Annotated in this window: 22 protein-coding genes; 12 read left to right on the top strand and 10 right to left on the bottom strand. The window is 66.7% G+C overall.

From position 1 onward, the window contains the following. The first annotated feature begins 548 nt into the window (after positions 1-548). The 9 genes from CCS01_RS35640 to CCS01_RS02745 all read left to right on the top strand — a co-directional run bounded on the left by CCS01_RS35640 (position 549) and on the right by CCS01_RS02745 (position 8,317). A complete protein-coding gene (locus tag CCS01_RS35640; protein WP_275112874.1) occupies positions 549-671 on the top strand; it encodes a hypothetical protein in 123 nt (40 codons plus the stop codon). A gap of 131 nt (positions 672-802) precedes the next feature. After that, complete coding sequence (gene pstS / locus CCS01_RS02780; RefSeq protein ID WP_104517301.1) at positions 803-1,837, top strand: phosphate ABC transporter substrate-binding protein PstS; 1,035 nt, start codon at positions 803-805, stop codon at positions 1,835-1,837. Positions 1,838-1,908: 71 nt separating this feature from the next. Next, positions 1,909-2,868 (top strand): phosphate ABC transporter permease subunit PstC, encoded by a 960-nt coding sequence (pstC, locus tag CCS01_RS02775; protein ID WP_104517300.1) that lies wholly within the window; start codon positions 1,909-1,911, stop codon positions 2,866-2,868. Positions 2,869-2,878: 10 nt separating this feature from the next. Beyond that, positions 2,879-3,769, top strand: a complete 891-nt coding sequence (pstA, locus tag CCS01_RS02770) for a phosphate ABC transporter permease PstA (protein ID WP_104517299.1) — start codon at positions 2,879-2,881, stop codon at positions 3,767-3,769. A 55-nt stretch (positions 3,770-3,824) separates the two neighbouring features. Continuing rightward, on the top strand, positions 3,825-4,613 hold the full coding sequence (gene pstB / locus CCS01_RS02765; RefSeq protein WP_104517322.1) for a phosphate ABC transporter ATP-binding protein PstB: 789 nt from the start codon (positions 3,825-3,827) through the stop codon (positions 4,611-4,613). Positions 4,614-4,635: 22 nt separating this feature from the next. Continuing rightward, complete coding sequence (phoU, locus tag CCS01_RS02760) at positions 4,636-5,355, top strand: phosphate signaling complex protein PhoU (RefSeq protein ID WP_104517298.1); 720 nt, start codon at positions 4,636-4,638, stop codon at positions 5,353-5,355. A 15-nt stretch (positions 5,356-5,370) separates the two neighbouring features. After that, complete coding sequence (gene phoB, locus CCS01_RS02755) at positions 5,371-6,087, top strand: phosphate regulon transcriptional regulator PhoB (protein WP_193540098.1); 717 nt, start codon at positions 5,371-5,373, stop codon at positions 6,085-6,087. 484 nt (positions 6,088-6,571) lie between these two features. Continuing rightward, positions 6,572-7,075, top strand: coding sequence for a flavin reductase family protein (locus CCS01_RS02750; RefSeq protein ID WP_104517296.1), 504 nt, complete (start codon positions 6,572-6,574; stop codon positions 7,073-7,075). An 84-nt stretch (positions 7,076-7,159) separates the two neighbouring features. Next, complete coding sequence (locus CCS01_RS02745) at positions 7,160-8,317, top strand: LLM class flavin-dependent oxidoreductase (RefSeq protein WP_104517295.1); 1,158 nt, start codon at positions 7,160-7,162, stop codon at positions 8,315-8,317. Positions 8,318-8,324: 7 nt separating this feature from the next. Here CCS01_RS02745 and CCS01_RS02740 read toward each other — a convergent pair whose 3' ends face one another. From CCS01_RS02740 to CCS01_RS02705, 8 genes are all read right to left on the bottom strand, one after another. Continuing rightward, complete coding sequence (locus CCS01_RS02740; RefSeq protein WP_104517294.1) at positions 8,325-8,933, bottom strand: plasmid pRiA4b ORF-3 family protein; 609 nt, start codon at positions 8,931-8,933, stop codon at positions 8,325-8,327. A 147-nt stretch (positions 8,934-9,080) separates the two neighbouring features. Further along, entirely contained in the window at positions 9,081-9,863 is a 783-nt protein-coding gene (locus CCS01_RS02735) for a plasmid pRiA4b ORF-3 family protein (RefSeq protein WP_239991983.1), read from the bottom strand. A gap of 40 nt (positions 9,864-9,903) precedes the next feature. Further along, the gene (gene hpnK, locus CCS01_RS02730; RefSeq protein ID WP_104517293.1) at positions 9,904-10,713 is read right to left on the bottom strand and encodes a hopanoid biosynthesis-associated protein HpnK; all 810 of its coding nucleotides are present in this window, start codon (positions 10,711-10,713) and stop codon (positions 9,904-9,906) included. Between the two features lie 283 nt (positions 10,714-10,996). Continuing rightward, a complete protein-coding gene (gene hpnJ / locus CCS01_RS02725; RefSeq protein WP_104517292.1) occupies positions 10,997-12,424 on the bottom strand; it encodes a hopanoid biosynthesis associated radical SAM protein HpnJ in 1,428 nt (475 codons plus the stop codon). Beyond that, positions 12,421-13,620 carry a bacteriohopanetetrol glucosamine biosynthesis glycosyltransferase HpnI gene (hpnI, locus tag CCS01_RS02720; protein ID WP_239991981.1) on the bottom strand — a complete coding sequence of 400 codons (1,200 nt, stop codon included), beginning with the start codon at positions 13,618-13,620 and terminating at the stop codon, positions 12,421-12,423. Before hpnI ends, hpnJ begins: the two co-directional genes overlap by 4 nt. Further along, complete coding sequence (locus CCS01_RS02715) at positions 13,620-14,252, bottom strand: ABC transporter substrate-binding protein (protein ID WP_104517319.1); 633 nt, start codon at positions 14,250-14,252, stop codon at positions 13,620-13,622. Before CCS01_RS02715 ends, hpnI begins: the two co-directional genes overlap by 1 nt. Then, the gene (gene dxs / locus CCS01_RS02710) at positions 14,249-16,237 is read right to left on the bottom strand and encodes a 1-deoxy-D-xylulose-5-phosphate synthase (RefSeq protein ID WP_104517291.1); all 1,989 of its coding nucleotides are present in this window, start codon (positions 16,235-16,237) and stop codon (positions 14,249-14,251) included. Before dxs ends, CCS01_RS02715 begins: the two co-directional genes overlap by 4 nt. Positions 16,238-16,256: 19 nt before the next feature. Then, positions 16,257-17,159, bottom strand: a complete 903-nt coding sequence (locus tag CCS01_RS02705; protein WP_170114617.1) for a polyprenyl synthetase family protein — start codon at positions 17,157-17,159, stop codon at positions 16,257-16,259. 329 nt (positions 17,160-17,488) lie between these two features. Here CCS01_RS02705 and ispH point away from each other — a divergent pair, with 329 nt between their 5' ends. The 3 genes from ispH (at position 17,489) to CCS01_RS02690 (ending at position 20,078) form a co-directional block, all read left to right on the top strand. Continuing rightward, complete coding sequence (ispH, locus tag CCS01_RS02700; protein ID WP_104517289.1) at positions 17,489-18,418, top strand: 4-hydroxy-3-methylbut-2-enyl diphosphate reductase; 930 nt, start codon at positions 17,489-17,491, stop codon at positions 18,416-18,418. 18 nt (positions 18,419-18,436) lie between these two features. Then, positions 18,437-19,597 (top strand): adenosyl-hopene transferase HpnH, encoded by a 1,161-nt coding sequence (gene hpnH / locus CCS01_RS02695; RefSeq protein ID WP_104517288.1) that lies wholly within the window; start codon positions 18,437-18,439, stop codon positions 19,595-19,597. Between the two features lie 214 nt (positions 19,598-19,811). Next, positions 19,812-20,078, top strand: coding sequence for a hypothetical protein (locus CCS01_RS02690; protein WP_104517287.1), 267 nt, complete (start codon positions 19,812-19,814; stop codon positions 20,076-20,078). A gap of 1,439 nt (positions 20,079-21,517) precedes the next feature. Here CCS01_RS02690 and CCS01_RS02685 read toward each other — a convergent pair. Both CCS01_RS02685 and CCS01_RS02680 read right to left on the bottom strand, forming a co-directional pair. Next, the gene (locus CCS01_RS02685; protein WP_104517318.1) at positions 21,518-21,886 is read right to left on the bottom strand and encodes a BrnA antitoxin family protein; all 369 of its coding nucleotides are present in this window, start codon (positions 21,884-21,886) and stop codon (positions 21,518-21,520) included. A gap of 189 nt (positions 21,887-22,075) precedes the next feature. Then, positions 22,076-23,617, bottom strand: a complete 1,542-nt coding sequence (locus CCS01_RS02680; RefSeq protein ID WP_104517286.1) for an acetolactate synthase large subunit — start codon at positions 23,615-23,617, stop codon at positions 22,076-22,078. Positions 23,618-23,962: the final 345 nt, after the last annotated feature.

The raw sequence follows: 23,962 nt of genomic DNA, 5'->3' as shown, positions 1-23,962 counted from the left end.
TGGTACCGGCACCGCAAGGCATGGATGGCGGCCCTGCGGCCGCCATGACGACAGGGCGGTGCGCCGCGTCCCGTCGCCAAAGTTAGCGCCTATGCTGCACCGCCGGCCCATGCGCCGCCGCGCATCGCTACACGACCGGATCGATGAACCCCCCTGGCACGCCCAACGGCACCATCCGCACCGGGCCGCGCGACGTCCCCCTGATCCTCCGGGGCCCTCCGCTGCCCTCAGTTCGTTCTCTGTGCGAGCAGATATGCGCCATCAACCACGCGGTCGACACCGGGGAAGCACCACCCCCCGTATCAGACCGCCTCGACCGTCAATTTCTTCTCCAACGTCAAATTCCTTGCGCCTCAACCTGCCAAAGCGCTACGCCGCAACGACGTGAGCAGGAGACCCGGCTTGCCAGCGGCGCGCCACCATCTCATCCGTGCCATCGCGGAAATTAGCCGGATCCAGGGCACCCGCCTCACCCGGCAACCCGGCTCCCGGAAGACCTGGCCCCTGGCCGCCTCCGCCTGACGCTGTGCATCGAGGACACGCTCCCCTTGGACCTGGCCGGCGACCCGATTCGCCACCGCCACTCGGTTGCCGACGTCGTCACGTTCCTGTGCGAGCGGGCCCGCGGCATCGCCGGCCTGTCCGGCGCTTCTCCCGGCCCGACCGCCTGAAGCCACCCGCCATACCATTTCGACAGCGGTGGACCTGTCATCCAACTGTCATAAAACTGCAATATAGCTATCACGGTCCCCGCCTAGGGTCCCGCCGCGCCTCGCGCAGAGTCTCCATAAGGAGGAACTTGATGAAAATCGCCTACACGGCCCTGGCCCTCGGCCTGGCCGCCTTTGTCGCAGCCCCCGCTCACGCCCAGCAGATCACGGGCGCCGGAGCGACCTTCCCGGCCCCGGTCTACACGAAGTGGGGTGAGCAGGCGAAAGCCGCCATCGGGATCGAGCTAAACTACCAGGCCATCGGCTCCGGTGGCGGGCAGAACCAGATCCTGAAGCGCACCGTCGATTTCGGCGCCTCCGACGCGCCGATGGCGCCGGAGAAGCTGGAGTCCGGCAAGCTGCTGCAGTTCCCCACGGTGATGGGGGCGGTCGTGGTGATCGTCAACATCCCCGGCATCAAGCCCAACGAACTCAAGCTGCCGGGCGACCTGCTGGCCGACATCTATGAGGGCAAGATCACCAAGTGGAACGACGCACGGATCGCCGAGGCGAACCACGGCGTCAAGCTGCCCCGCCTGGCGATCGCGCCGGTCTACCGCGCCGACGGCTCGGGCACGACCTTTGTCTATACCTCCTACCTCTCCACCGTCAGCCCGAGCTGGAAGGACCACGTCGGCGCCAACACCAGCGTCCGGTGGCTGGCCGGCGCCGGCGCCAAGGGCAATGACGGCGTCGCCGCCACCGTGCACAACACCCGCGGCGGCATCGGCTACGTCGAGTATGCCTATGCCAGCCAGAACCACCTGGTGACCGTGCAGCTGCGCAACAAGGCCGGGCATTACGTCGCCCCGACGCTGGAGGCGTTCAAGGACGCCGCCGCCAACGGCGACTGGGCCCACGCCAAGAACTTCGCCGTCAACCTGATCGACCAGCCCGGCGACAAGAGCTGGCCGATCGTCTCGGCCACCTTCATCGAGTTGCCGAAGGACCCGGCCGATCCGGCCCGCTCGGCCGCGGTGATGAAGTTCTTCGACTGGGCGTACAAGAATGGCAACGCCGCAGCGACCTCGCTGGACTACATCCCGCTGCCGGAAACCGTGAAGGACGCGGTCCGCAGCGCCTGGCACAGCGAAATCTTGACGCCGGCCGGCAAGCCGGTTCTCTGATCCGCCGCGGACAGGGGCTGGCTTCCGGGCCGCCCCCTGTCATCGTGCTTATGGCTACATAGGACAGGACCGTGCAGCAGGCCGTCACCGCCGATACAGCCCCACCCCGAGGAAGATCCAGCCCGGGCGATGCGATCTTCGCCACCACCGTCCGCGCGTCCGGCCTGTTCGTCCTCGGACTGCTCGGCGCCATCATCGTCGTCCTGGCCATCGGCGGGATGAAGGCGTTCCGGGCATTTGGCCCGGGCTTCCTGATCTCCACCGACTGGGATCCGGTGCAGATGGTTTACGGCGCCGCGGTGCCGATCTTCGGCACGGTTGTGACGTCGGTCCTGGCGCTGCTGATGGCGGTGCCGCTGGCCTTCGGCATCGCCTTCTACCTGACCGAGCTGGCGCCGATGTGGTTCCGCCGCCCGGTCAGCACCGCGATCGAGCTGCTGGCGGCGATCCCCTCGATCGTCTACGGCATGTGGGGCTTCTTCGTCATCGTGCCGATCATGGCGCAATACGTCGAGCCGTTCTTCATCGACAACCTGAGCGACCTGCCGGTCATCGGCTTCCTGTTCGACGGCGCGCCGTTCGGCACCGGCATCCTGACCGCGGCGCTGATCCTGGCGGTGATGGTCATCCCGTTCATCGCCGCCACCATGCGCGACGTGTTCGAGACGGTGCCGGCCGTCTACAAGGAATCCGCCTACGGCCTGGGCTGCACGACGTGGGAGGTGGTGCGCTCGATCGTCCTTCCCTACACCCGCACCTCGGTCGTCGGCGGCATCATGCTGGGCCTGGGCCGCGCGCTGGGCGAGACGATGGCGGTGACCTTCGTCATCGGCAACACCAACCGCATCAGCTACAGCCTGTTCGGCCCCGGCAATACCATCGCATCGCTGGTGGCGCTGGAGTTTCCCGAAAGCCAGTCCGGCAGCCTGAAGCTGTCGTCGCTGCTGGCGCTGGGCTTCATCCTGTTCGTCATTTCCTTCATCGTCCTGGCGGTTTCCCGCTTCCTGCTGCGCCCCAGGCTGAAGACATGAGGCTGAAGACATGAGCGCGACGACTGCCGGCTCCGTTCCCGGTCCGGCCAAGAACCTGCGCGCGTCGCGGGCGCTCGGCCGCCGGCGCTACCTGGTCAACACCATTGCCAAGGCGCTGAGCACGCTGGCGACGTTCATCGGGCTGGCCTTCCTTGCCTCGATCCTGTTCACCCTGGTGTCGCGTGGCATCGGCGGGCTGTCGCTGACGGTGTTCACCACCTCCACCCTGCCGCCGGGATCGAACGGCGGGCTGCTGAACGCCATCATCGGCAGCCTGATCCAGACCGTTCTCGGTGCCGCCATCGGCACGCCCATCGGCCTGATGGTCGGCACCTACCTGTCGGAATACGGCCAGGGTTCGGTGGTCGCCAATGCCGTGCGGTTCGTTTCCGACGTGCTGCTGTCGGCGCCGTCGATCCTGATCGGCCTGTTCATCTACCAGCTTGCGGTCGCACCGTTCGGCGGATTCAGCGGCATTGCCGGCTGCCTGGCGCTGGCGGTGCTGGTCATCCCGATCGTGGTGCGCACCACCGAGGACATGCTGCGGCTGATCCCGGTGACGCTGCGGGAGGCGGTCGTCGGCCTGGGCGCGCCGAAATGGAAGATGATCGTGCTGGTCTGCTACCGCGCGGCACGCCAGGGCATTGCCACCGGCATCCTGCTGGCGGTCGCGCGCATCGCGGGCGAGACGGCGCCGCTGCTGTTCACCAGCCTGGGCAACCTGAACTGGTCGCTCAGCCTGGACAAGCCGATGGCCAGCCTGCCCGTGACCATCTACCAATATGCCGGTTCGGCCTTCGACGACTGGGTGCAGCTTGCCTGGGTGGGCGCGCTGCTCATCACCTTCGGCGTCCTGGCCATCAACATCGCGGCACGCCTGCTGCTGCGCGGAGCGAAATGAGGTGGAGATGAGCATCACAGCCGCTTCCGGCGAATCATCGACGGGCGCTGCGGGCATGCGGCCCGTGACCGGCCGTGCGTCGGCGATGAACCCGGCGCGCATCGCCATGCGCAACCTGGATTTCTTCTACGGCGACCATCGGGCGCTGAAGGCGATTGACCTCGACCTGCCGGACCGTCAGGTCACCGGCATGATCGGCCCCTCGGGCTGCGGCAAGTCGACGCTGCTGCGGGTGCTGAACCGGATGTACGACCTCTACCCCGGCCAGCGCGCGACCGGCGAGGTGATGATGGACGGCGCCAACATCATCGACCCCAAGGTCGACGTGAACGCGCTGCGCGCCCGCATCGGCATGGTGTTCCAGAAGCCGACGCCGTTCCCGATGACGATCTACGAGAACATCGCCTTCGGCGTGAAGCTGCACGAGAGGCTGTCGAAATCGGCGATGGACGAGCGGGTGGAATGGTCGCTGGCCCGCGCGGCGCTATTGGACGAGGCGAAGGATCGGCTGCACATGTCCGCCATGGGCCTGTCGGGCGGGCAGCAGCAGCGCCTGTGCATCGCGCGGACCATCGCGGTGCGGCCCGAGGTGATCCTGCTGGATGAGCCGACCAGCGCGCTCGATCCGATCAGCACGCTGAAGATCGAGGAACTGATCGACGAACTGAAGACCGACTTCACCATCGCCATCGTCACCCACAACATGCAGCAGGCCGCGCGCTGCGCCGACCAGGTGGCGTTCTTCTACCTGGGGGAAATGGTGGAGTGCGGACCGGCGGCGCAGATCTTCACCGCGCCGAAGCAGAAGCGCACGCAGGAATACGTCACCGGCCGGTTCGGCTGAGCGGAAAAGGACCGAGGGAATTATGCCCGAGTCGACCGAACACCTGGTTAAGAGCTTCGATGCCGACCTGAAGAAGCTGCGCGACCTGCTGACCGAGATGGGCGGCATTGTGGAAAGCCAGGTTGCCCTGGCGGCCCAGGCGATCGCCGAACGCGACGCCGCCGCGGCAACCCGGGCGGTCGAGGCGGACCCGCAGGTCGATGCGCTGGAACGCGAGATCGAGCAGTTCGTCATCCGCATGCTGGCACTGCGCCAGCCGATGGCGAGCGACCTGCGGCTGATCGTCGCCGCGCTGAAGATCACCGGTGACCTGGAGCGTATCGGCGATTACGCCGCCAACGTCGCCAAGCGCAGCATCGTGCTGGCGCAGTACACCCTGCCCTTTTCGCTGACCGGCCTCGTGCACATGGCGCATATGGTGCAGGAGCAGCTGAAGATGATCATCGACGCCATCGGCGCCAGCGACACCGCCAAGGCGATCGAGGTGTGGCGGTCCGACCGGGTGGTGGACGACCTCTACACGGCGCTGTTCCGCGAGCTGATCACCTACATGATGGAAGACCCGCGCAACATCACGCCGTGCACGCACCTGCTGTTCATCGCCAAGAACCTGGAGCGCATCGGCGACCACGCCACCAACGTCGCCGAGACCCTCTACTACGCCGTGGAAGGCGAGGTGCTGTCCGAAGCGCGGCCGAAAGGGGATACCTCGGCCTATACCGTTGTTCGTCCCAAGGAATAACCTGGAGAGCGTGTGATGCTCGACAACGTGTCCAGCCTGGCCAAGCCGCTGGTGCTGGTGGTGGAGGATGAGGCGCCGCTGCTGACGATGCTGCGCTACAACCTGGAAAAGCAGGGCTTCCGCGTCGAGGAAGCCGCCGACGGCCAGGAAGCGCTGACCCGCATCTCGGAGCAGCAGCCGGACCTGGTGCTGCTGGACTGGATGCTGCCGGTGATGTCCGGCATCGAGGTCTGCCGCCAGATCCGCCGCAAGCCGGCGACGCGCGACCTGCCGGTGATCATGGTGACAGCGCGGACCGAGGACCAGGACGCGGTGCGCGGCCTGAACACCGGCGCCGACGACTACATCACCAAGCCGTTCAACATCGATGCCCTGCTGGCGCGGATGCGCGCGCTGCTGCGGCGGTCGAGCCCGGTGCCGGTGAAGGGGCTACTGACCTTCCACGACATCAGCATGGACCTGGCGTCGCACCGCGTCACCCGCAACGACCGCCGCCTGCACCTGGGGCCGACCGAGTTCCGGCTGCTGGAGTTCTTCATGCAGCACCCGCGGCGGGTGTTCTCACGCGAGGAACTGCTGGATGCGGTGTGGGGTCCGGACATCCATGTCGAGCCGCGGACGGTGGACGTGCATATCCGCCGCCTGCGCAAGTCGATCAACGGGCCGGATGAGCTGGACGTGGTGCGGACGGTGCGGACGGCGGGGTACGCGCTGGATACCGAGGTATTGTAGGTCGGCGGCTCGTTCTCACCGCCATGGCCGGATCTGGCCCGCTGCCTCATCGTCATGGCCGGGCGTGTCCCGGCCATCTACCCCCCACCGTTGAAGCGCGGATGGCCGGGACACGCCCGGCCATGACGATAGAGTGACGACCTTGCGCCATGGCCAAGCGGCGACGGCCTTTACCTTTCCACACCCCCTGAAAGCGCCCTAATCTCTTTCCAGACGCACAGCGTAAGGAGAAGACCATGGACGCCGACGCCAAAAAGACCGCCCTCCGCATGATCNGGATGAGCTGGACGTGGTGCGGACGGTGCGGACGGCGGGGTACGCGCTGGATACCGAGGTATTGTAGGTCGGCGGCTCGTTCTCACCGCCATGGCCGGATCTGGCCCGCTGCCTCATCGTCATGGCCAAGCGGCGACGGCCTTTACCTTTCCACACCCCCTGAAAGCGCCCTAATCTCTTTCCAGACGCACAGCGTAAGGAGAAGACCATGGACGCCGACGCCAAAAAGACCGCCCTCCGCATGATCCCGTACGGGATCTACGTCCTCACCGCCAACGACGGCAAAGGCAACGTCGGTGCCGCGACCGTTAACTGGGTCACTCAGGGATCCTTCGCGCCGCCGCTGCTCGTCGTCGGCGTCAAGGCCGATTCGGGCGCCCATACCGTGGTCAAGGGCACCGGCCGGTTCGTGCTCAATTTCCTCGGCAAGGACCAGAAGGACCTCGCCTTCGGATTCTTCAAGCCGGCGAAGCTGGAAGACGGCAAGCTGTCGGGCCAGGCTTTCCACGCCGGCGCCAACGGCGCGCCGATCCTCGATGCCGCGATCGCCGCCGTGGAATGCACCGTCAGCCAGATCGTCGAACTCGGCGACCACCACGTCTTCGTTGCCGAAGTCACCGAGGCGGTGGTGATGAAGAAGCCGCAAGGCCGGCTCGATGCCGCGGTGCTGGAGATGAAGGACCTCGGCGACACGGTCTATTACGGCGGATAACGCCGCCTCCGGGGTGCCCGACGGCACCCCAAGCCGCCCCGACGAACGCGGCGCCATCGACAAGAACAAAATCAGGGAGCATCCATGATCAGCAAGTTCGCCACCGTCTATCCCGGGCATATCGACCTGCCCGACCGCGGGCAGGACGCGACACCGGCGAATGAACGGCGCTTCTCCAACGACGCCCTCGCCGGGGTCTTCGCCAAGACCGAGGCCGTGGCGCAAACCATGGACCGCCTCGGCTTCCACTCGCTGTGGCTGGCCGAGCACCACTTCCAGCACGAGGGCTACGAGGTCATCCCCAACCTGCTGATGGTCGCGGTCCACCTCGCGCACCTGACGAAGACCCTGAAAATCGGCTGCGGCTTCAACATCGCGCCGATGTGGCACCCGCTGCGCCTGGCCGAGGACTACGCCGTCGCTGACATCCTGACCAAGGGCCGCACCATCTTCGGCGTCGGCCGCGGCTATCACACGCGGGAGGTGGAGACCTTCGGCGCGCCGATGCTGAACCAGGATGCCAACCGCGACCTGTTCGAGGAACAGGTCGATATCATCTTCAAGGCGTTCAACGAGGAGTCGTTCTCGCACCGCGGCAAGTACTACACGCTGCCGCCCGAGGTGCCCTATCGCGGCTACCAGTTGAAGGACATCACCCTGGTGCCGCGGCCGGTGAACCGTCCGGTGGAGTGCTGGCAGCCAGTGGTCAGCGCCAGCCCGCGCGGGCTGGACTTCATGATCCGGCACGGCATCAAGGGCGCCGTCGGCGGCGGCGCGGCGACGCTGCAGCAGGGGCCGATCACGGCGTACCGGGACGCCGCGGCGCGCGCTGGGAAGGATTTGAAGCTGGGCGAGAACCTGATGCTGGGGATCTTCTTCCACCTCGCCGACAGCCGGGAGAAAGCGGTCGCCGCGCTGCGGCCGCTGTACGAGGAGCACGCCAAGATGTTCGCCCCCCTCGGCTTCCTGCCGGGCGCCACGCCCGCCCAGGTGGAAGCCATCAGCCGCCGCGGCGGTTGGTATGAAGCCGGCGCACCGAAGCTGGAGGACTACATGAAGACCGGCGCCTGGTTCGCCGGCACGCCGGAGGAACTGGTCGCCTACCTGAAAGACCTGGAAGCGCGCTACCCGGGCATGGAGCACATCAACCTGAGCACGCCGATGGGCACGCCGCAGGCGATGATGCTGGATCAGTTCCAGTGGGTCGCCGAGGCGGTGATGCCGGCTTTCAAGGGCCGGTAGAGCGGGTTCAGCCTTTAGCCGGCGCCGCCCTCGCCCGCTTGAACCTGGCGGCGAGCTTGGCGTCGGCCTTGGCGACCGAGAAAGCCTCCGGATCGAACTTCCTGCCGAGCCATTCGAGACGCTCCTTATGCTCGGGGTGAGTGGGATCCGCGACAGCCGCGAGCAGTTCCGCATAGCCCCAGGGGCCGCCGCAGTCCTCCGGCGGGCCACTGCGCGCGCCCGCGACGCAGGCCGGGAAGGCCTTCGCGGTGGTTGCCGGCAGCCGCTTCTCGATCAGGATATCGTGCTTCCAGTTGTCACCGAAGTCATAGATGTAGGTAAACTTGGTCATGCCGGATTTGACCAGTTCGTCCAGCGTCGGGTCGTTCTCATCCTCATCTTTGGTTTCGGCCAGCATGGCCGCTTCCTGTCTTCTCCTGCGGCCGAAGTCGAAGTCATACATATGGTCGTTCTCCCACCCCATGACGGCCTGGATCACGTCGTGCAGGTCGGTCAGGGTCATGTGGCGCGGCATGATGATCCGGCGCCATATCGGCGGGTCGATGTTGCGCAGTGTCACCTTCAGACTGAGCACATCGGCTTCAGCTTGTTGTTTTCGTTCAGCTGCTCTGGCCATGAGGGCTTCCTGGTTACCGGTGATCTCGAAGTGAAACCTTCGGCATAGGGCATCTCAACCCGGGCATGCCGTAGGCCATGATGCTGGACCAGTTCCAGTGGGTCGCCGAGGTGGAGATACCAGTATTCAAAGGCGGGTATAACGGGTTCAGCCGGTCGCTGGCGGCGTCGGCCGCCCGAAAGCGGCGCCAAGCACCACATCGGCGGAGGCGACCGAAAAATCCTCCGGGTCGAACGCCTCGCCCAGCCATTCGAGTCGTTCGGCATGTTCGGGATTGTCGCGATCCGCAAGAGCCGCAAGCAGTTCCTCGTAGCCCCAGATGCCGCCGCAATCTTCCGGCGGACAGTTGCGCTTGCCGGCAACGCAGATCGGGTAGGCGTTGGCCGTCGTGGCCGGGGGCCGCTTCTCGATCAGGATGTCGTGCTCCCAGTCATCGCCGAAGTCGTAGGTATAGGTGAAGCGGGTCATGCCTGATCTTGCCAGGCTGTCCAGTGTCACCCGCGCCTCGTTGGCGGCGTCTTCAAGTCCCATTTGCGGGTCACTGTACTGCCTGCCGCCGACAGTGAACGCATGTAGATGAGCGTCTTCCCAGCCCATGACCACCTGGATCGCCCGATGCAGGTCAGCGAGGGTCATGTCGCGCGGCACCACGATGCGGCGCCATATCGGCGGCCTGATATGACGCAGTGTCACTTTCAGGCTGAGCACATGGGGATCAACGGTTTGCTTCTGTACAGCCGCTCTTGCCATGACGGCCTCCTTGTTTCCGACCATTGCAGGCATGCAGCCTGTCGCCTTCATCAATGATCGGCAAGTGGCCAATCGGCGGACAGCGGTGCATTTCGGTAAGCGGCCGGCAATGTCCTGCTGTCGTTCCGGCACGTCGAGGACCGGTATCGTTCCTCGATCTGCTCCGCTTGAAATAATCATCGACAGCACCGGCGCGTGGGCGGCCTGGTTCCGGTCCGTCCTAACGGGCCTCATGGTCACGCAGGCGACCGATCGCCAGCAGCGCTGCCAGTTCCGCTTCGTGCTCATAGTCGGGCATCAGGCGATCCAGCACCGCGTCGCGCCGGGCGGCCGGATGGAAGTAGATTTCGCTGTTCCCGTCCGGCAAGTGACGCAGCAATCGCTGGATGCGATCCGTCGTCATGTGCCCGCTCCAGGCAATGCCGAAGCAATGATCGTTGCTGGCCACGCCGGCCGCCCGCGCCTGGCGGCGGAGGATTTGCGTCCAGCGATACAGAATCCTGTCGCCGAAACCGACAGCCGTATCGCAGCGCGCCATGACGTCCGGGGGTTCGGCCGGAACGCGGATGCGGTTCAGGCCGTACTCGCGGCCGATTCGCAGCATCATGGCGCCGACCGTCGGATGCAGGTGCATGTGCTTGTGCGCGTTGGCATGGTCCAGCGCCAGGCCGGTGGCGGCGAACGCCGCGAACTGGGCGCGGATTTCCGCGGCAAGCTGCCGCCGGATGCCCGGGCGGAAGAAGTAGTTCAGGCCGAGCCGCAACTGGTCAGAAGGGAACTGCCCGGCCGGATCGACAAGACCAGGAATCTCGGCGGGCGGCAGCACCGCAGGGCCCTCGATCACCACCAGATGCAGGCCGACCCGCAGCGGCGGATTGGCACGCGCGCGACGGACGGCATCGGCCGCGGCCGGAGCGGCAACCATCAGGCTGGCAGCTTGCAGGACACCGTCGCGGTGGGCGCGCTCGATGCCTTCGTTGACCGCCTCGCTCAGGCCAAAATCGTCGGCGGAGAAGGTGACGGACTTCATGGGACCCGTTCTTTCACCGTCATGGCCGGGCGTGTCCCCATTGGCGCTAACTTTCGGGGGAACAGGGCATGGTCGTCGCCCTATCGTCATGGCCGGGCGTGTCCCGGCCATCCGCGCTTCGACGGCGCGGGGTCGATGGCGCCGGGACACGCCCGGCCATGACGGTAAGGGAGAAGACCTTGCTCCGCCGGACGCCCTATCCTGATACCGATGGGGACACGCCCGGCCACGACAGTGAGGCAACAAGCCACCCTTCGCCCCCGCCACCGCCGACAGCCTACCCTCAGGCCGCGTCGTGCCGCTCCCGCAGGAACTGGAAGAACTCCACCCCCTCCCGCAGCCGGCGCTTCATCATCTGCGGGCTGCGCACCATCTCATTCACGATGGAGGCGATCTTCGGCGCGCGGAAGTAGAAGCGCTTGTAGAACGTCTCCACGTTGTCGAAGATCTCGGTATGCGACAGGTGCGGATAGTGCAGCGGCGCGATCTGCACGCCGCTTTCGTCCACCAGTTCCGCATGCTGGGCATCCAGCCAGCCGTTCTCCACCGCCTGCTTGTACAGGAACGTGCCCGGATACGGCGCCGCCAGCGACACCTGGATGGTGTGCGGATTGATCTCGGTGGCGAACTTGATCGTCTCCTCGATCGTCTCCTTCGTCTCCCCCGGCAGGCCCAGGATGAACGTGCCGTGGATCTTGATCCCCAGGTCGTGGCAGTCCTGCGTGAACTTGCGCGCGACCTCGATCCGCATGCCCTTCTTGATATTGTGCAGGATCTGCTGGTTGCCGCTTTCATACCCCACCAGCAGCAGGCGCAGCCCGTTGTCCTTCAGCACCTTCAGCGTCTCGCGCGGCACGTTCGCCTTGGCGTTGCACGACCAGGTGACGCCCATCCTGCCGAGTTCCTTCGCGATCGCCTCGGCCCGCGGCAGGTTGTCAGTGAAGGTGTCGTCGTCGAAGAAATACTCCTTCACCTGCGGGAACATCTGCAGCGACTGCCGGATCTCCGCCGCGACATGCCCGGGCGAGCGCACCCGATAGCGGTGCCCGCCCACCGTCTGCGGCCACAGGCAGAAGGTGCAATGCGACTTGCAGCCCCGGCCGGTGTACAGAGATATGTACGGATGCATCAGGTAGCCGATGAAGTAGTCCTCGATCCGCAGGTCGCGCTTGTACACTTCCGTGACGAACGGCAGCGAATCCATATCCTCGAGGATCGCGCGGTCCTGGTTGTGGATCACCACGTCGGCGGCATTCCGATAGGAAATCCCGTCCACGCTGCTCCAGTCGCGGCCCTCGGCGATTTCCTTGATGGTGAAGTCGAACTCGTTGCGCGCGACGAAGTCGATCGCGCCGCCCTGGGCCAGGCTCTCGGCCGGCTGCACCGCCACCTTGGCGCCGACAAAGCCGATCTTCAGCGACGGGTTGGCGGCTTTCAGCGCCTCGGCGACCTTCACGTCCGAAGCAAACGACGGTGTCGAGGTATGCATCACGCACAGCTCATAATTCCGCGCCTGCGCCGTCACCGCATCCAGCCTGACCCGCGCCGGCGGGGCGTCGATCAGCTTGCTGCCGGGCACCAGCGCCGCCGGCTGCGCCAGCCAAGTGGGGAACCAGAACGACTTGATCTCGCGCTTTGCCTGATAGCGCGAACCGGCACCACCGTCGAACCCGTCGAAAGAGGGCGGATGCAGGAACAGGGTCTTCATCATTGCGCGTTGAATTCCTCGATCGAGCGGAACGTCACGTCGGCGGCCCCGGGCGGCTGCGGCGTATCCGCCAGCAGGCCATACCCGCGCCAATCGACCCGACGTCCGCCATAGCTGGCAAGCATCACCGCCACCGACAAGAGATCCCGCGCCGGCAGCAGCCAGGCCGGGCAGCGAAAAGCCGGCACGGCGGGCGCTTCTCCGTTCCACTGTGGCGCCAATGCACGGTCGATCATGCTAGCAGCCACGGCGCGGATAATCCAGGCGAGGGCAAAAACGCCCACCGCCCAGGCCGCACCGCCCGCCAGCGCCACCGCCAGCAGCGCCCAGGCCAGCGGGTACTGCAGCACCGAGGCGGCGAACCCGCCCGGCTCCAGGGCGCGAATCGTGCGTGCCCAGCGCAGTTCATGGCGGAACAGGGCGCGCATGGTGTCTTCGGGCACCGTCGTCAGCGGCACCGTGCCGGCCAGCGCCACGGTCTGGCCCAGGGCGGCGACCCGGTGCCCAAGCACGGCATCGTCCGCCAGATGATCGACCAGCGCGCGGAATCCGCCGCAGCGTGCGAGGTCCTGCCGGCGCAGGCACATCGTCGCGCCCAGCGAATCCTGCCGCCCGAGCGCACGCGCCAGCACCGCGCCGGGCAGGAAGCCATGGGTGATCTGCGTCGCCCCCAGCAGCGCCGGCAGACGCCGGCTGGACGGCAGCCCGGCATAGATCGTCGTCACCAGGCCAACGCCCGGCTGTTCCAGGGCCGCCATCAGGCGATCCAGGTAATCCGGCCGCACATGCACGTCCGAGTCGGCGATCACCAGCACGTCGTGCCGGGCCGCCGGCAGCATGTTGATCAGATTGCCGACCTTGCGGTTCTCGCCGTGCAGAGCGGGGTCGATCACCAGCGCGATGTCGCAGTCCGGGAAGCGCGTCCGCAGGCGCTCGACCACCGCCGCCGCGGGATCGCCGGCATCCTGCACGCCGAACACCACCTGCCACCGCGGATAATCCTGCCGGCAGGCCGTGGCCAGCGCCTGCTCCAGCAGTGGTTCGTCGCCGTGCAGCGGCTTCAGTATCGTCACCGGCGGCCGCGACGCTGGCTCGCCCCGCGGGCGCCGGGCGAACCGCGTAACCAGCCGCGCCGCGACCAGAGCCTGCGCCAGCCCAATGCCGCAGCAGGCCGCCGCGATCCAGGCCGGCACCGTCATCACGATTTCAGCGCGCCGTTCGACAGGTCGACGATCTTCCGGCGCAGGCTGTCGATCAGCGCATCGGCGTCGCCGCGCGCCAGGATCTTGCGGAAGTCCGACCGCTGCACCGCGACGCGGCTGATCGATCCGTCCAGCAGCACGTCCACGGCCTTCCACACGCCGGCATCGTCGCGCATGACGTAGTCGAGCCGGATCCGATCGCCGGTGGCGGACACGATCTCCGTCTGCACGACACGATCGGCTCCCAGGTCGCGCGCGCCGGGCAGGACCTGGAAGCGCTCACCGTCGTACTTGTCGAAATTGGCCACATAGGTGGCGATGGTGAAGCGCCGGAACGCCTCGATCAGCCTGGCCTGGTCGGCCGGATTCATGCTGTCCCAGCGCAGCCCGACCGAGACCTTCAGAACCGTCGGCAGGTCGAAAGCCCCGTCCACCGCCGGCGCCAGCGCCTTGAAGCGCTCGGCGAACGATGTTGTGGAGCCGGCGCGCATCGCCGCCTCCAAACCGGCATACAGTTTCGTCAGCGGCTGGCCAAGGTCGCCGTCCGGCTGTGCCCGGACCGGCTTGAACGCCACCAGCGCTGCTGCCGTCAGTGACGGCAGCAGCGCGCGCCTGGTCAGCCGGATCATCTGCCAGTCAGGGCTTTCGCCTGGCCCGCGCCCGGAACCTCGACGCCGACGGCGGCCAGCGCCGTGTCGACGATGTCCCGCGCCGACAACCCGGCCTCGGCCAGTTGCTTCGCCTGGCTGTTATGGTCGATGAACGCGTCCGGCATCACCATCGGGCGAACCTTCAGCCCGTTGTCGAGCAGGCCCTTCCAGGCCAGGTGCTGCATGACGTGGGCGCTGAAGCCGCCGATTGCCGCCTCCTCGACGATGATCAGCACCTCGTGGTGCTTCGCCAGTTGCTCGACCATCGCCGTGTCGATCGGCTTGGCGAAGCGGGCGTCGGCCACCGTGGTGGGGAAGCCGCGCGCAGCCAGCTCGTCAGCCGCCTTCAGCGCATCGGCCAGCCGCGTGCCGAGCGACAGGATGGCGATGTTGTTGCCCTCGCGGATCAGCCGCCCCTTGCCCAGCGCCAGGATCTCGCCCTGCGTCGGCAGCGCCACGCCGGTGCCCTCGCCGCGCGGATAGCGGAACGCCGTCGGCCGATCGTCGGTGGCCGCGGCGGTGGCGACGACGTGGACCAGTTCGGCTTCGTCGGATGGCGCCATGATGACCATGTTCGGCAGGCAACCGAGGAATGCCAGGTCGAAGCTGCCGGCGTGAGTCGCGCCGTCGGCACCGACGTAGCCGGCGCGGTCCATGGCGAAGCGGACCGGCAGGTTCTGCAGCGCCACGTCGTGCACCACCTGGTCATAGGCGCGCTGCAGGAAGGTCGAGTAGATGGCGCAGAACGGCTTCATCCCCTCGGTCGCCATGCCGGCGGCGAAGGTCACCGCATGCTGCTCGGCGATGCCGACGTCGAACATGCGATCGGGGAATGCCGTGGCGAACTTGTCCAGCCCGGTGCCCGAGGGCATCGCCGCGGTGATGGCGACGATGGCGGGATCGCGCTTCGCTTCGTTGATCAGCGCGTCGCCGAACACCTTGGTGTAGCTCGGCGGCCCGGGAGGAGCCTTCGCCTGCTCGCCGGTGATGACGTTGAACTTCGACACGCCATGATACTTGTCGGGCGCGCGCTCGGCCGGCTCGTAGCCCTTGCCCTTCTGGGTGATGACGTGCACCAGGATCGCGCCCGCCTCGTCGGCCTCGCGCACGTTGCGCAGCACCGGCAGCAGGTGGTCCAGGTTATGGCCGTCGATCGGCCCGACATAATAGAAGCCGAGTTCCTCGAACAGCGTGCCGCCGGTCAGGATGCCGCGGGCGTATTCCTCGGCGCGGCGGGCGGTGCGCTCGATCCCCTTGGGGAAGCGCTTGACCATCTTCACCGCGAGGTCGCGCAGCGAGATGAAGCTGCGGGACGACATCAGCCGCGACAGGTAGGCGCTCATGGCCCCCACCGGCGGGGCGATCGACATGTCGTTATCGTTCAGCACGACGATCAGGCGCGACTTGAGGCTGCCGGCGTTGTTCATCGCCTCATAGGCCATGCCGGCGCTCATGGAGCCGTCGCCGATGACGGCCACCACGTTGCGGTCGTCGCGCTGCAAGCCTTGCGCCTGCCGCTCCTCCTCCGAGGCCGCCTCATAGCGGGCCGTCTTGAGGTCGCGCGCCACGGCCATGCCCAGGCCGGCGGAGATCGAGGTCGAGGAATGCGCCGCGCCGAACGGGTCGTATTCGCTTTCCGAGCGCTTGGTGAAGCCGGACAGGCCGCCGCCCTGGCGCAGGGTGCGGATGCGGTCGCGCCGCCCGGTCAGGATCTTGTGCGGGTAGGCCTGGTGCCCGACGTCCCAGATCACGCGGTCGTACGGCGTGTCGAATACGGCGTGCAGTGCGACCGTCAGTTCCACCACGCCCAGGCAGGCGCCCAGGTGGCCACCCGTGACCGAGACCGCATTGATCGTCTCCGCCCGCACCTCGTCCGCCAGCAGCCGCAACTGCTCGGGCGAGAAATTCCGCAGGTCGATCGGGTATGTCACGCGATCGAGCAACGCGGTGCTGCTTGGGTTCATGGGAACTCCTACATCTCGATCAATTGCGTCGGGCCACGACATAAGCCGCCAGCGCGCGGAGACAGGCCGCACGGTCGCCGAAGCCGTCCAGGTGTTTGGCGGCCTGCGCCGCCAGCATGTCCGCATGCGCCCGGGCCATCTCGACCCCAAGCACCGCGACCATGGTCGCCTTCCCCGCCGCCAGGTCCTTGCCCGCGGTCTTGCCGAGATCCTCGGCGCTGCCTTCGACATCCAGCAGGTCGTCGGTGATCTGGAACGCTGCGCCGATATCACGTCCATAGGCGGCAAGGGAATGGCGATCCTGCGCCGACGCGCGACCGAGAATCGCCCCGGCCTCGACGCTGTACTGGATCAGCCGCCCCGTCTTGAGCGCCTGCAGCCGCGTCACCGCCGGACCGTCGAGAGTCTTGCCCTCGGAAAGCATGTCGATCATCTGCCCGCCGACCATGCCGCGGGCTCCCGCCGCGGCGCCCAGTGCTGCGACCAGCTCGCAGCGCGCCTGCGGATCGGAATGGGTATCCGGCTCCGCCAGAATCTCGAACGCGCGGGTCTGCAGGGCGTCGCCGGCGAGGATGGCGGTAGCCTCATCAAAGGCGCGATGGGTGCTGGGCTTGCCCCGGCGCAGGTCGTCGTTGTCCATCGACGGCAGGTCGTCGTGCACCAGCGAATAGGCGTGCAGCATCTCGACCGAGGCGGCGACGCGGGCGGCGCAGGTTTCGGCGACCGAGAACAGGGACGCGGCCTGCATCACCAGGAAGGCCCGCAGCCGCTTGCCGCCCCCCAGCGTGGCATAGCGCATGGCCTCGGCGACCCGCCCCTCGGCGGTATCGACCGACGGCAGCAGCACGTCCAGCGCCTGTTCCACAAGCCGGGCCGCGCGCGCCATTTCCCCCGGAAGATCAATCGGCGGTACAGTTTTCATCAAAGCCACAATCAGCCCCAAGAACCAGCGGCTCCCCCCGACCGGGAGCCAAGTTTCACGCCGATACCACGCCCGCGGATATTACGCATGATGACCCGAACGCGATCCCGCTCTTTGTTGCAGAAAAGCCACTCTTTGCAAGCATCAAAAATCAGACCTTCTGTTACAGTGCCTTTATGCCATTGGTTTTGCCATGGCGGTTCCCAATAAGGACTCCTATGGTGCCGGCCGCTGCGGCATTGCCTCGTTGCGACATTCCAGGCGATCTGCGATATCCCGGCTTTGGTAACGGGACTGAGCGGGTCCGGTATTATTCGGAGACTGGCTGCATGATACGTGTCGTCCTCGCACAGCCCCGTGGTTTCTGCGCCGGCGTGGAGCGAGCCATTGAAGTCGTCGAACGGGCGCTGCGGAAATACGGCCCGCCGATTTATGTCCGGCACGAGATCGTGCACAACCGGCACGTCGTCGAGGACCTGCGCACCCGCGGCGCCGTGTTCGTGGACGAACTGGATGAGATCCCGCCCGGCGCGATGACCGTCTTCTCCGCCCACGGCGTCGCAAAAAGCGTCGAAGAGGAAGCCGCGGAACGCGGCCTGCCGGTGATCGACGCCACCTGCCCACTGGTCGCCAAGGTACACAACGAAGGCCGCCGCTACGCCCGCCAGGGCCGCGAGATCGTGCTTATCGGTCATGCCGGCCATGCGGAGGTCGAGGGTGTCATCGGCCAGGTCCCCGCCAAGGTCTATCTGGTGCAGACCGTCGACGACGTGGCGAAGCTGGAGGTCAAGGACCCCGAGAAGCTCGCCTACATCACCCAGACGACGCTGTCGGTGGATGACACCCGCGGCATCATCGCGGCGCTTATCGAGCGCTTCCCGGCGATCGTCGGGCCGGACGTGCGCGACATCTGCTATGCGACGCAGAACCGCCAGCAGGCGGTGCGCGACCTGGCCCGGCACGTCGACATGCTGCTGGTCGTCGGCTCGCGCAATTCCTCGAATTCCAACCGGCTGCGCGAAATCGGCGCGGAGATGGGCAAGCCGTCCTATCTGATCGACGACGCCGACGCGCTGCGCGGCGAATGGTTCCAGGGAATCGCCACGGTCGGCCTGACGGCGGGCGCCTCGGCGCCGGAAACGCTGGTCCAGGGCGTGCTCGACGGGCTGCGCCGCTTCGGCGAGATCGAGGTCTGCAACCAGAATGGCGTGGCCGAGGACGTCCGGTTCCGCTTCCCGGCGCAGGTCGCCGACGTATAAGAAGGATACCTGTCCAGCATGTCCGTACCTCTGAATCAGGCGCTTCGCGTCGGGGCCTATGTGGTCAAGCAGCACCTGATGGGCCGCAAGCGCTATCCGCTGGTGCTGATGCTGGAGCCGCTGTTCCGCTGCAACCTCGCCTGTGCGGGGTGCGGCAAGATCGACTATCCGCCGGAGATCCTGAACCAGCGCCTGTCGGTCGAGGAATGCCTGCAGGCGGTGGACGAGTGCGGCGCCCCCGTCGTCGTGCTCGCCGGCGGGGAGCCGCTGCTGCACAAGGAACTCGACCAGATCGTCCAGGGCGCGATCGCGCGGAAGAAGTTCGTCATTGTCTGCACCAACGCGCTGCTGCTCGAGAAGAAGATGGATCTCTTCAAGCCGAGCAAGTGGTTCTCCTGGTCGGTTCACCTCGACGGCGGGCGTCCCGAGCACGACGAGGCGGTCTGCCAGGAGGGCGTGTACGAGCGCGCGGTGGCGGCAATCGCCGAATCGAAGCGGCGCGGCTTCCGCACCATCATCAACACCACGCTGTTCAACACCGCGAAGCCGGACAAGGTCGCGACCTTCTTCGACGACGTGATGGCGCTGGGCGTGGACGGCATCTCGGTTTCGCCCGGCTATGCGTACGAGCGTGCGCCGGACCAGCAGCACTTCCTGAACCGGACCAGGACCAAGGAACTGTTCCGCGGCATCTTCCGCCGCCAGGGCAAGGGAAGCTGGAAAGGCAAGTGGGCGTTCAACCAGTCGTCGATGTTCCTGGACTTCCTCGCCGGCAACCAGACCTTCCACTGCACGCCCTGGGGCAACCCGACGCGCAACTATTTCGGCTGGCAGCGGCCCTGCTACCTGCTGGGCGAGGCGTACGCCAGTTCCTTCAAGGAACTGATGGAAACCACCGACTGGGACCGCTACGGCACCGGCAACTATGAAAAGTGCGCCGACTGCATGGTGCATTCCGGCTACGAGGCCAGCGCGGTGGTGGAGACGATGCGCCGCCCGTGGAAAGCCCTGGCGCAAGTGATGCTGGGAATCCGGACGGACGGCCCGATGGCGCCCGACGTGCCGTTGGACCGGCAGCGCCCGGCGGAGTACGTCTTCAGCCGTCACGTGGAAACCGCGGTGAAGCGCGTCCGGGCGCAGAAGAAGACCGCCGAGGACGTCGCCGACGCGGCGGACTGATCGCTGACCGGGTTGCGGCCGCGGCGGTCCGGGTCGCCCGAACTGGCCCGGCCGCTGCGGCGTATGCGTTTCTGTATGCCCGTTAACTTTATATTAAGCAGTCGGTGCTACTGTGTGTATCGGCGTCCTCACCGGATTGCAGGCACCTATCCAGTTCCAAGGGGTTTCCGGGCAATTCCAGCCTTGGCTTCTCAGCAGAGTGTTTGAGACGACGATGATTTCAGACGAACCGGACGAGGACGCCGACAGCCTCGACGACGAGCAGCTTCTCGCGGGTTTCCTGAATGGCCCGCAGGGCGCCGCCGTCCGGGCGGACGGCGCCGATCGGCAGGATTGGCCACCTTGTCCCGGCGGCCAGGACATACTGGCCGTGGATGCGGATATCCTGACGTGGTTCAAGGCGAACCATGATGACTGGCAGCGGCAGATCGGCTGCGTGCTGCGCGCCTGGATCGCCACCCGCCCTGGCGCCGGGGGCTGATTTCGCGGCCCATTGCCGCTCGCGGAGCAAGGGCTTCTCCTCAGGCATCGAGCCTGGGTAACTGCCCTATCGTACCGTTTCACGTCTTGCCGGCAGAGCGTGTTCCTGCGCGCGGCGTTGCGGATCGTATCGCTCCGGCGGACGGGTCCATCCCAGGGCACCGCGAGACGGCGCTATTCCTGGTGGCTTACAGCAAACCGCAGGTCGGTTCAGACGGCCGCGCCGGATCGGCAGCGACAGCCCGTGGAGGCACGGGTGGCGTCGCCCGGGTGACAATGTTGCGCCGATGCAGCAACTGGCTGCGGCGTTGGCGGCCGAACGGCGATGTCGTGATGGCGGAAAATCCGCTTGGTCCACCACAGAGACACAGGGACACAGAGATTGCAACGAAGCCGTCGGCAGCGCGGCGAATCTGATCTCTGTGGCTCTGTGGTGAGCCATCGTCGGCCGCAGCAAGCACCGGCCATGACAGGGACGCAGACCCCTGGCAGCACCGTCATGTGGTCTGGACGGGCGCCCCGGCCGCAACGCAGGCAGCCTGAGAAGAGCGATGCCGCCGCTGTGTTCCTGCAAGCGGAGTCCCAGCCGTCCTGCGGTGTACTGTAGTGTCTTTGTGTTAAAGCCAACGGTTGTAGCGGCACGGGCGCTGACCGTGCGACACCGACAGGACCGTGCGGTTTCTTCTGCCGCTTCAACACAAAGACACTAAGCCACTAAGAAAAGCGTGATGGCCAGGCCAATGGGCGTTCTTCTGAGCAGGATCACGCCCTTTGATGGCCCGGTGAGCACAGTTTTTGATGGACTTCCCACTTCCCCTTCCCGTTCGTTGTAGGGAGACCGGGAAGCGAAAGTGGAAGCGCGCCCTCCTGCGTCCAGCGTCGCATGGCCGCGCGTGTCCCCCTAGGCGCCGGTACAGCTCGCCGGAAGAACCAACTCTGTTGACGTGGCGGAAGGTCCTTCGCCTCCTGCCTGGCCTACGGTCGGCAACGACGAGGGCTGGGTCCTTGGCGGATGGTGCCAGGGCGGATGGTGCCAGGGCGGATGGTGCCAGCGTCATCCGGGTGCCTGAAGGCGGGGCCGCACTGCTTCATGGCCTGACTCGTTCACACCCCTTCGTGGCCCTTGATGGTCCTCCGTCGTCCTCCGTGTTGAAAATTCGGTAGGCGATCCAGGCTCCGCCGCCACTTTTGACCCACCCCGGACAGCCGTGCCGCTTGCCGCAAACACCGCCTGCCGCTCGCAGCGCTTCAAATCCGCACTGCCAGACGACGGTTTCCGAACTGGACACGATTCAGCTTACAGAGACAGGGTTTGATCCTGCTCCCGCCACCGTTCTGGCCTGACATCCGTGGAGCGCGTCCCGGCCATGACGACAGAAAGACGACCTCGCCCAGTATCCCACGGTCGCCGCGCGAGGCGGCGACGTTTCGGGCGGTTCGTCAGCGCGCGCGCTTGCCGTTGCTGGAACTGGCGCGCGGCAACCGGGCGGCCGGCACCGGATGGGGGATGACGTCGGCGCCCCCGCGCGCGTGCATGAAGGCCTTCAGCACTTCATTGATGCGGGTCTGGTAGCCGGCGCCGAAAGCGCGGAAAAAGCGAAGGACATCGGCATCGAGCCGAAGGCTGACAGCCAGCTTCGGTTCCCGCACATCGAACACCAGGTCCGTCGCCCATCCGGTCTGCGGCGCTTCCGCCGCGGTGGCCCTGACGGCGGCCGACGGCTTTGCCGCCGCGGCGCGGGCGCGCGGCTTCGTCGCCGCGGTGCGCGACTTCGTCTGTGCAGTTACGTTACGGCCTTGTTTCGCCATGTCCATCCTCCCAAATGACGGGCCTGGTTGGTTCCAGTCCCGAACGGACTATTCTTCTGTAGGTTGTTTTTTCTGTGGACGCAACCAACGTGATACCCTTGCTCACGCATTCATGTACGCACGCCTGTCGCTACAGTCAAGTGAATCATCGCGCCATGACTTCGGAGCAACGTGACCCTCCCGGCTCGATCACACCGGCAACTCGACCAGGAACGGACCCGGCCGCCGCAGCGCATGCGCCAGGATGTCGGCGAATCGTTCCGCGGTGTCGGCACGCGCCGCCTCCACGCCGAGCGATCCGGCCAGACGCGTCCAATCGATATCCGGATTGCCGAGATCCATCATGTCCAGCGCGGTGCGGCCGGGATTGGCGCCGACATTGGCCAGCTCGCCGAGCAGGATCTGGTATTTCCGGTTCGCGAAAATAACAGTTGTAATGTCGAGCTTTTCACGCGCCTGCGTCCACAGCGCCTGCACCGTGTACAGCGCCGACCCGTCCGCCTGCAGGTTGATCACCCGCCGCCCGGGCGCGCCGAGCGCCGCGCCGGTCGCCATCGGCATGCCGCCGCCGATGGCGCCGCCGGTGACGTTCAGCCAGTCATGCGGCGCCGCGGCTTTGGTGTTGGCGAAAAACCCGCGGCCGAAACTGACTGATTCGTCGGCGATCACCGCGCCATCCGGCATCAGCGCGCCCAGCGTCGCCGCCACCGCCTCGGGCGTCAGCGCGCCGCTGCCGGCGTGCGGCCGCTCGCCGTTGTGCGGCGCGGCAACCTTCGGGCAGTCGAGCGCGTCGGCGAGACGCGCCAGCGCCTCCACGACATCCTGTTCCGGCCGCGCCAGGACATGCACCGCGGCGTCCTCGGGCACCGCGCTCTGCACCTTGCCCGGATAGGCGAAGAACGTCACCGGCTTGCGCGCGCCCGCCAGGATCAGCTGCCGCGTGCCCTGCATGAACTGCACGGCGACGTCCACGACGTAGGGCACCCGCTCCACCGCCAGCCGCCCCTGCCCGCGCGCCATCCGCGCGTTCGAGCCCTGCGCCACCACGCGGCATCCGGTGGCCGCCGCGATGCGGTGCGCCAGCGCCAGTCCCTCCGCATGCAGGGCGACGCCGCCGAGCAGCAGCACCACGCCCTGGCCGCCGCGGCGCAGCACCGCGGCCGCCGCATCGACCTGGCCGGGGGCCGACAAGGGGGTTGGCAGGCGCGGCAACGCCTCCGCCACCACGCCGCCTTCGTTCCACGACGTGTCGGACGGCAGGATCAGGGTGGCGACCTGGCCAGGCGCGATCATTGCCGCCTGCACCGCCGCCGCGGCGTCCGCGCCGACGCTCCGCACGTCCATCGAGGTCCGCACCCAGCCGGAGACGCCGCGCGCGAACCCGTCCGTGTCGGCGGTCAGCGGCGGGTCGAGCGGACGATGATACGTCGCCTGGTCGCCAACGACGTTCACCACCGGCGTCGCGGCGCGGCGCGCGTTGTGCAGGTTGGCCAGCCCGTTGGCGAGGCCGGGGCCGCAATGCAGCAAGGTGGCCGCCGGCTTTTCCGCCATCCGCGCGTAGCCGTCGGCGGCGCCGGTCACCACGCCTTCGAACAGGCCGAGCACGCAGTGCATCCCGGGGATCCGGTCGAGCGCGGCAACGAAGTGCATCTCCGACGTGCCGGGATTGGCAAAGCAGGTCGTCACGCCACTGTGCAGCAGCGAATGCACCAGGCTTTCAGCGCCGTTCATCGGCTGGCGGTCTCCTCATTTTCTTGGCATCGCGATTTTCTTGGCATCGTGCGGCGGCCGATTTTCTCGACATCTGTCCGGCGCCGGCATCAGCATGCTTGAGTCTGTAACCGCTTTATCATGCCTTGGCCAGAGCAGCCTGTGTGGATACGTTTCGTCCGGCGCCCGCGGCCGGGCATATCAGGTAAATATCCCCCGGCAGAGCCGGGGGCTTTATAGTGTTGGCCGCTCAAAGCGGCCGGGCGGGTCGCTGACGCGGCCCGTTGAGTGTGAGCCGCTCAAAGCGGCAAGCGGGACCGCTAACGCGGTCCCGGGTTCAGTTGGCCACTAAAGTGGCCGGTTCAG

The sequence above is a fragment of the Rhodopila globiformis genome, assembly GCF_002937115.1.
In the GTDB taxonomy this organism is placed as follows: Bacteria; Pseudomonadota; Alphaproteobacteria; order Acetobacterales; family Acetobacteraceae; genus Rhodopila; species Rhodopila globiformis.
The sequence above is the reverse complement of the archived record's forward strand: the minus strand, read 5'-3'. Positions and strand labels throughout refer to the sequence as shown.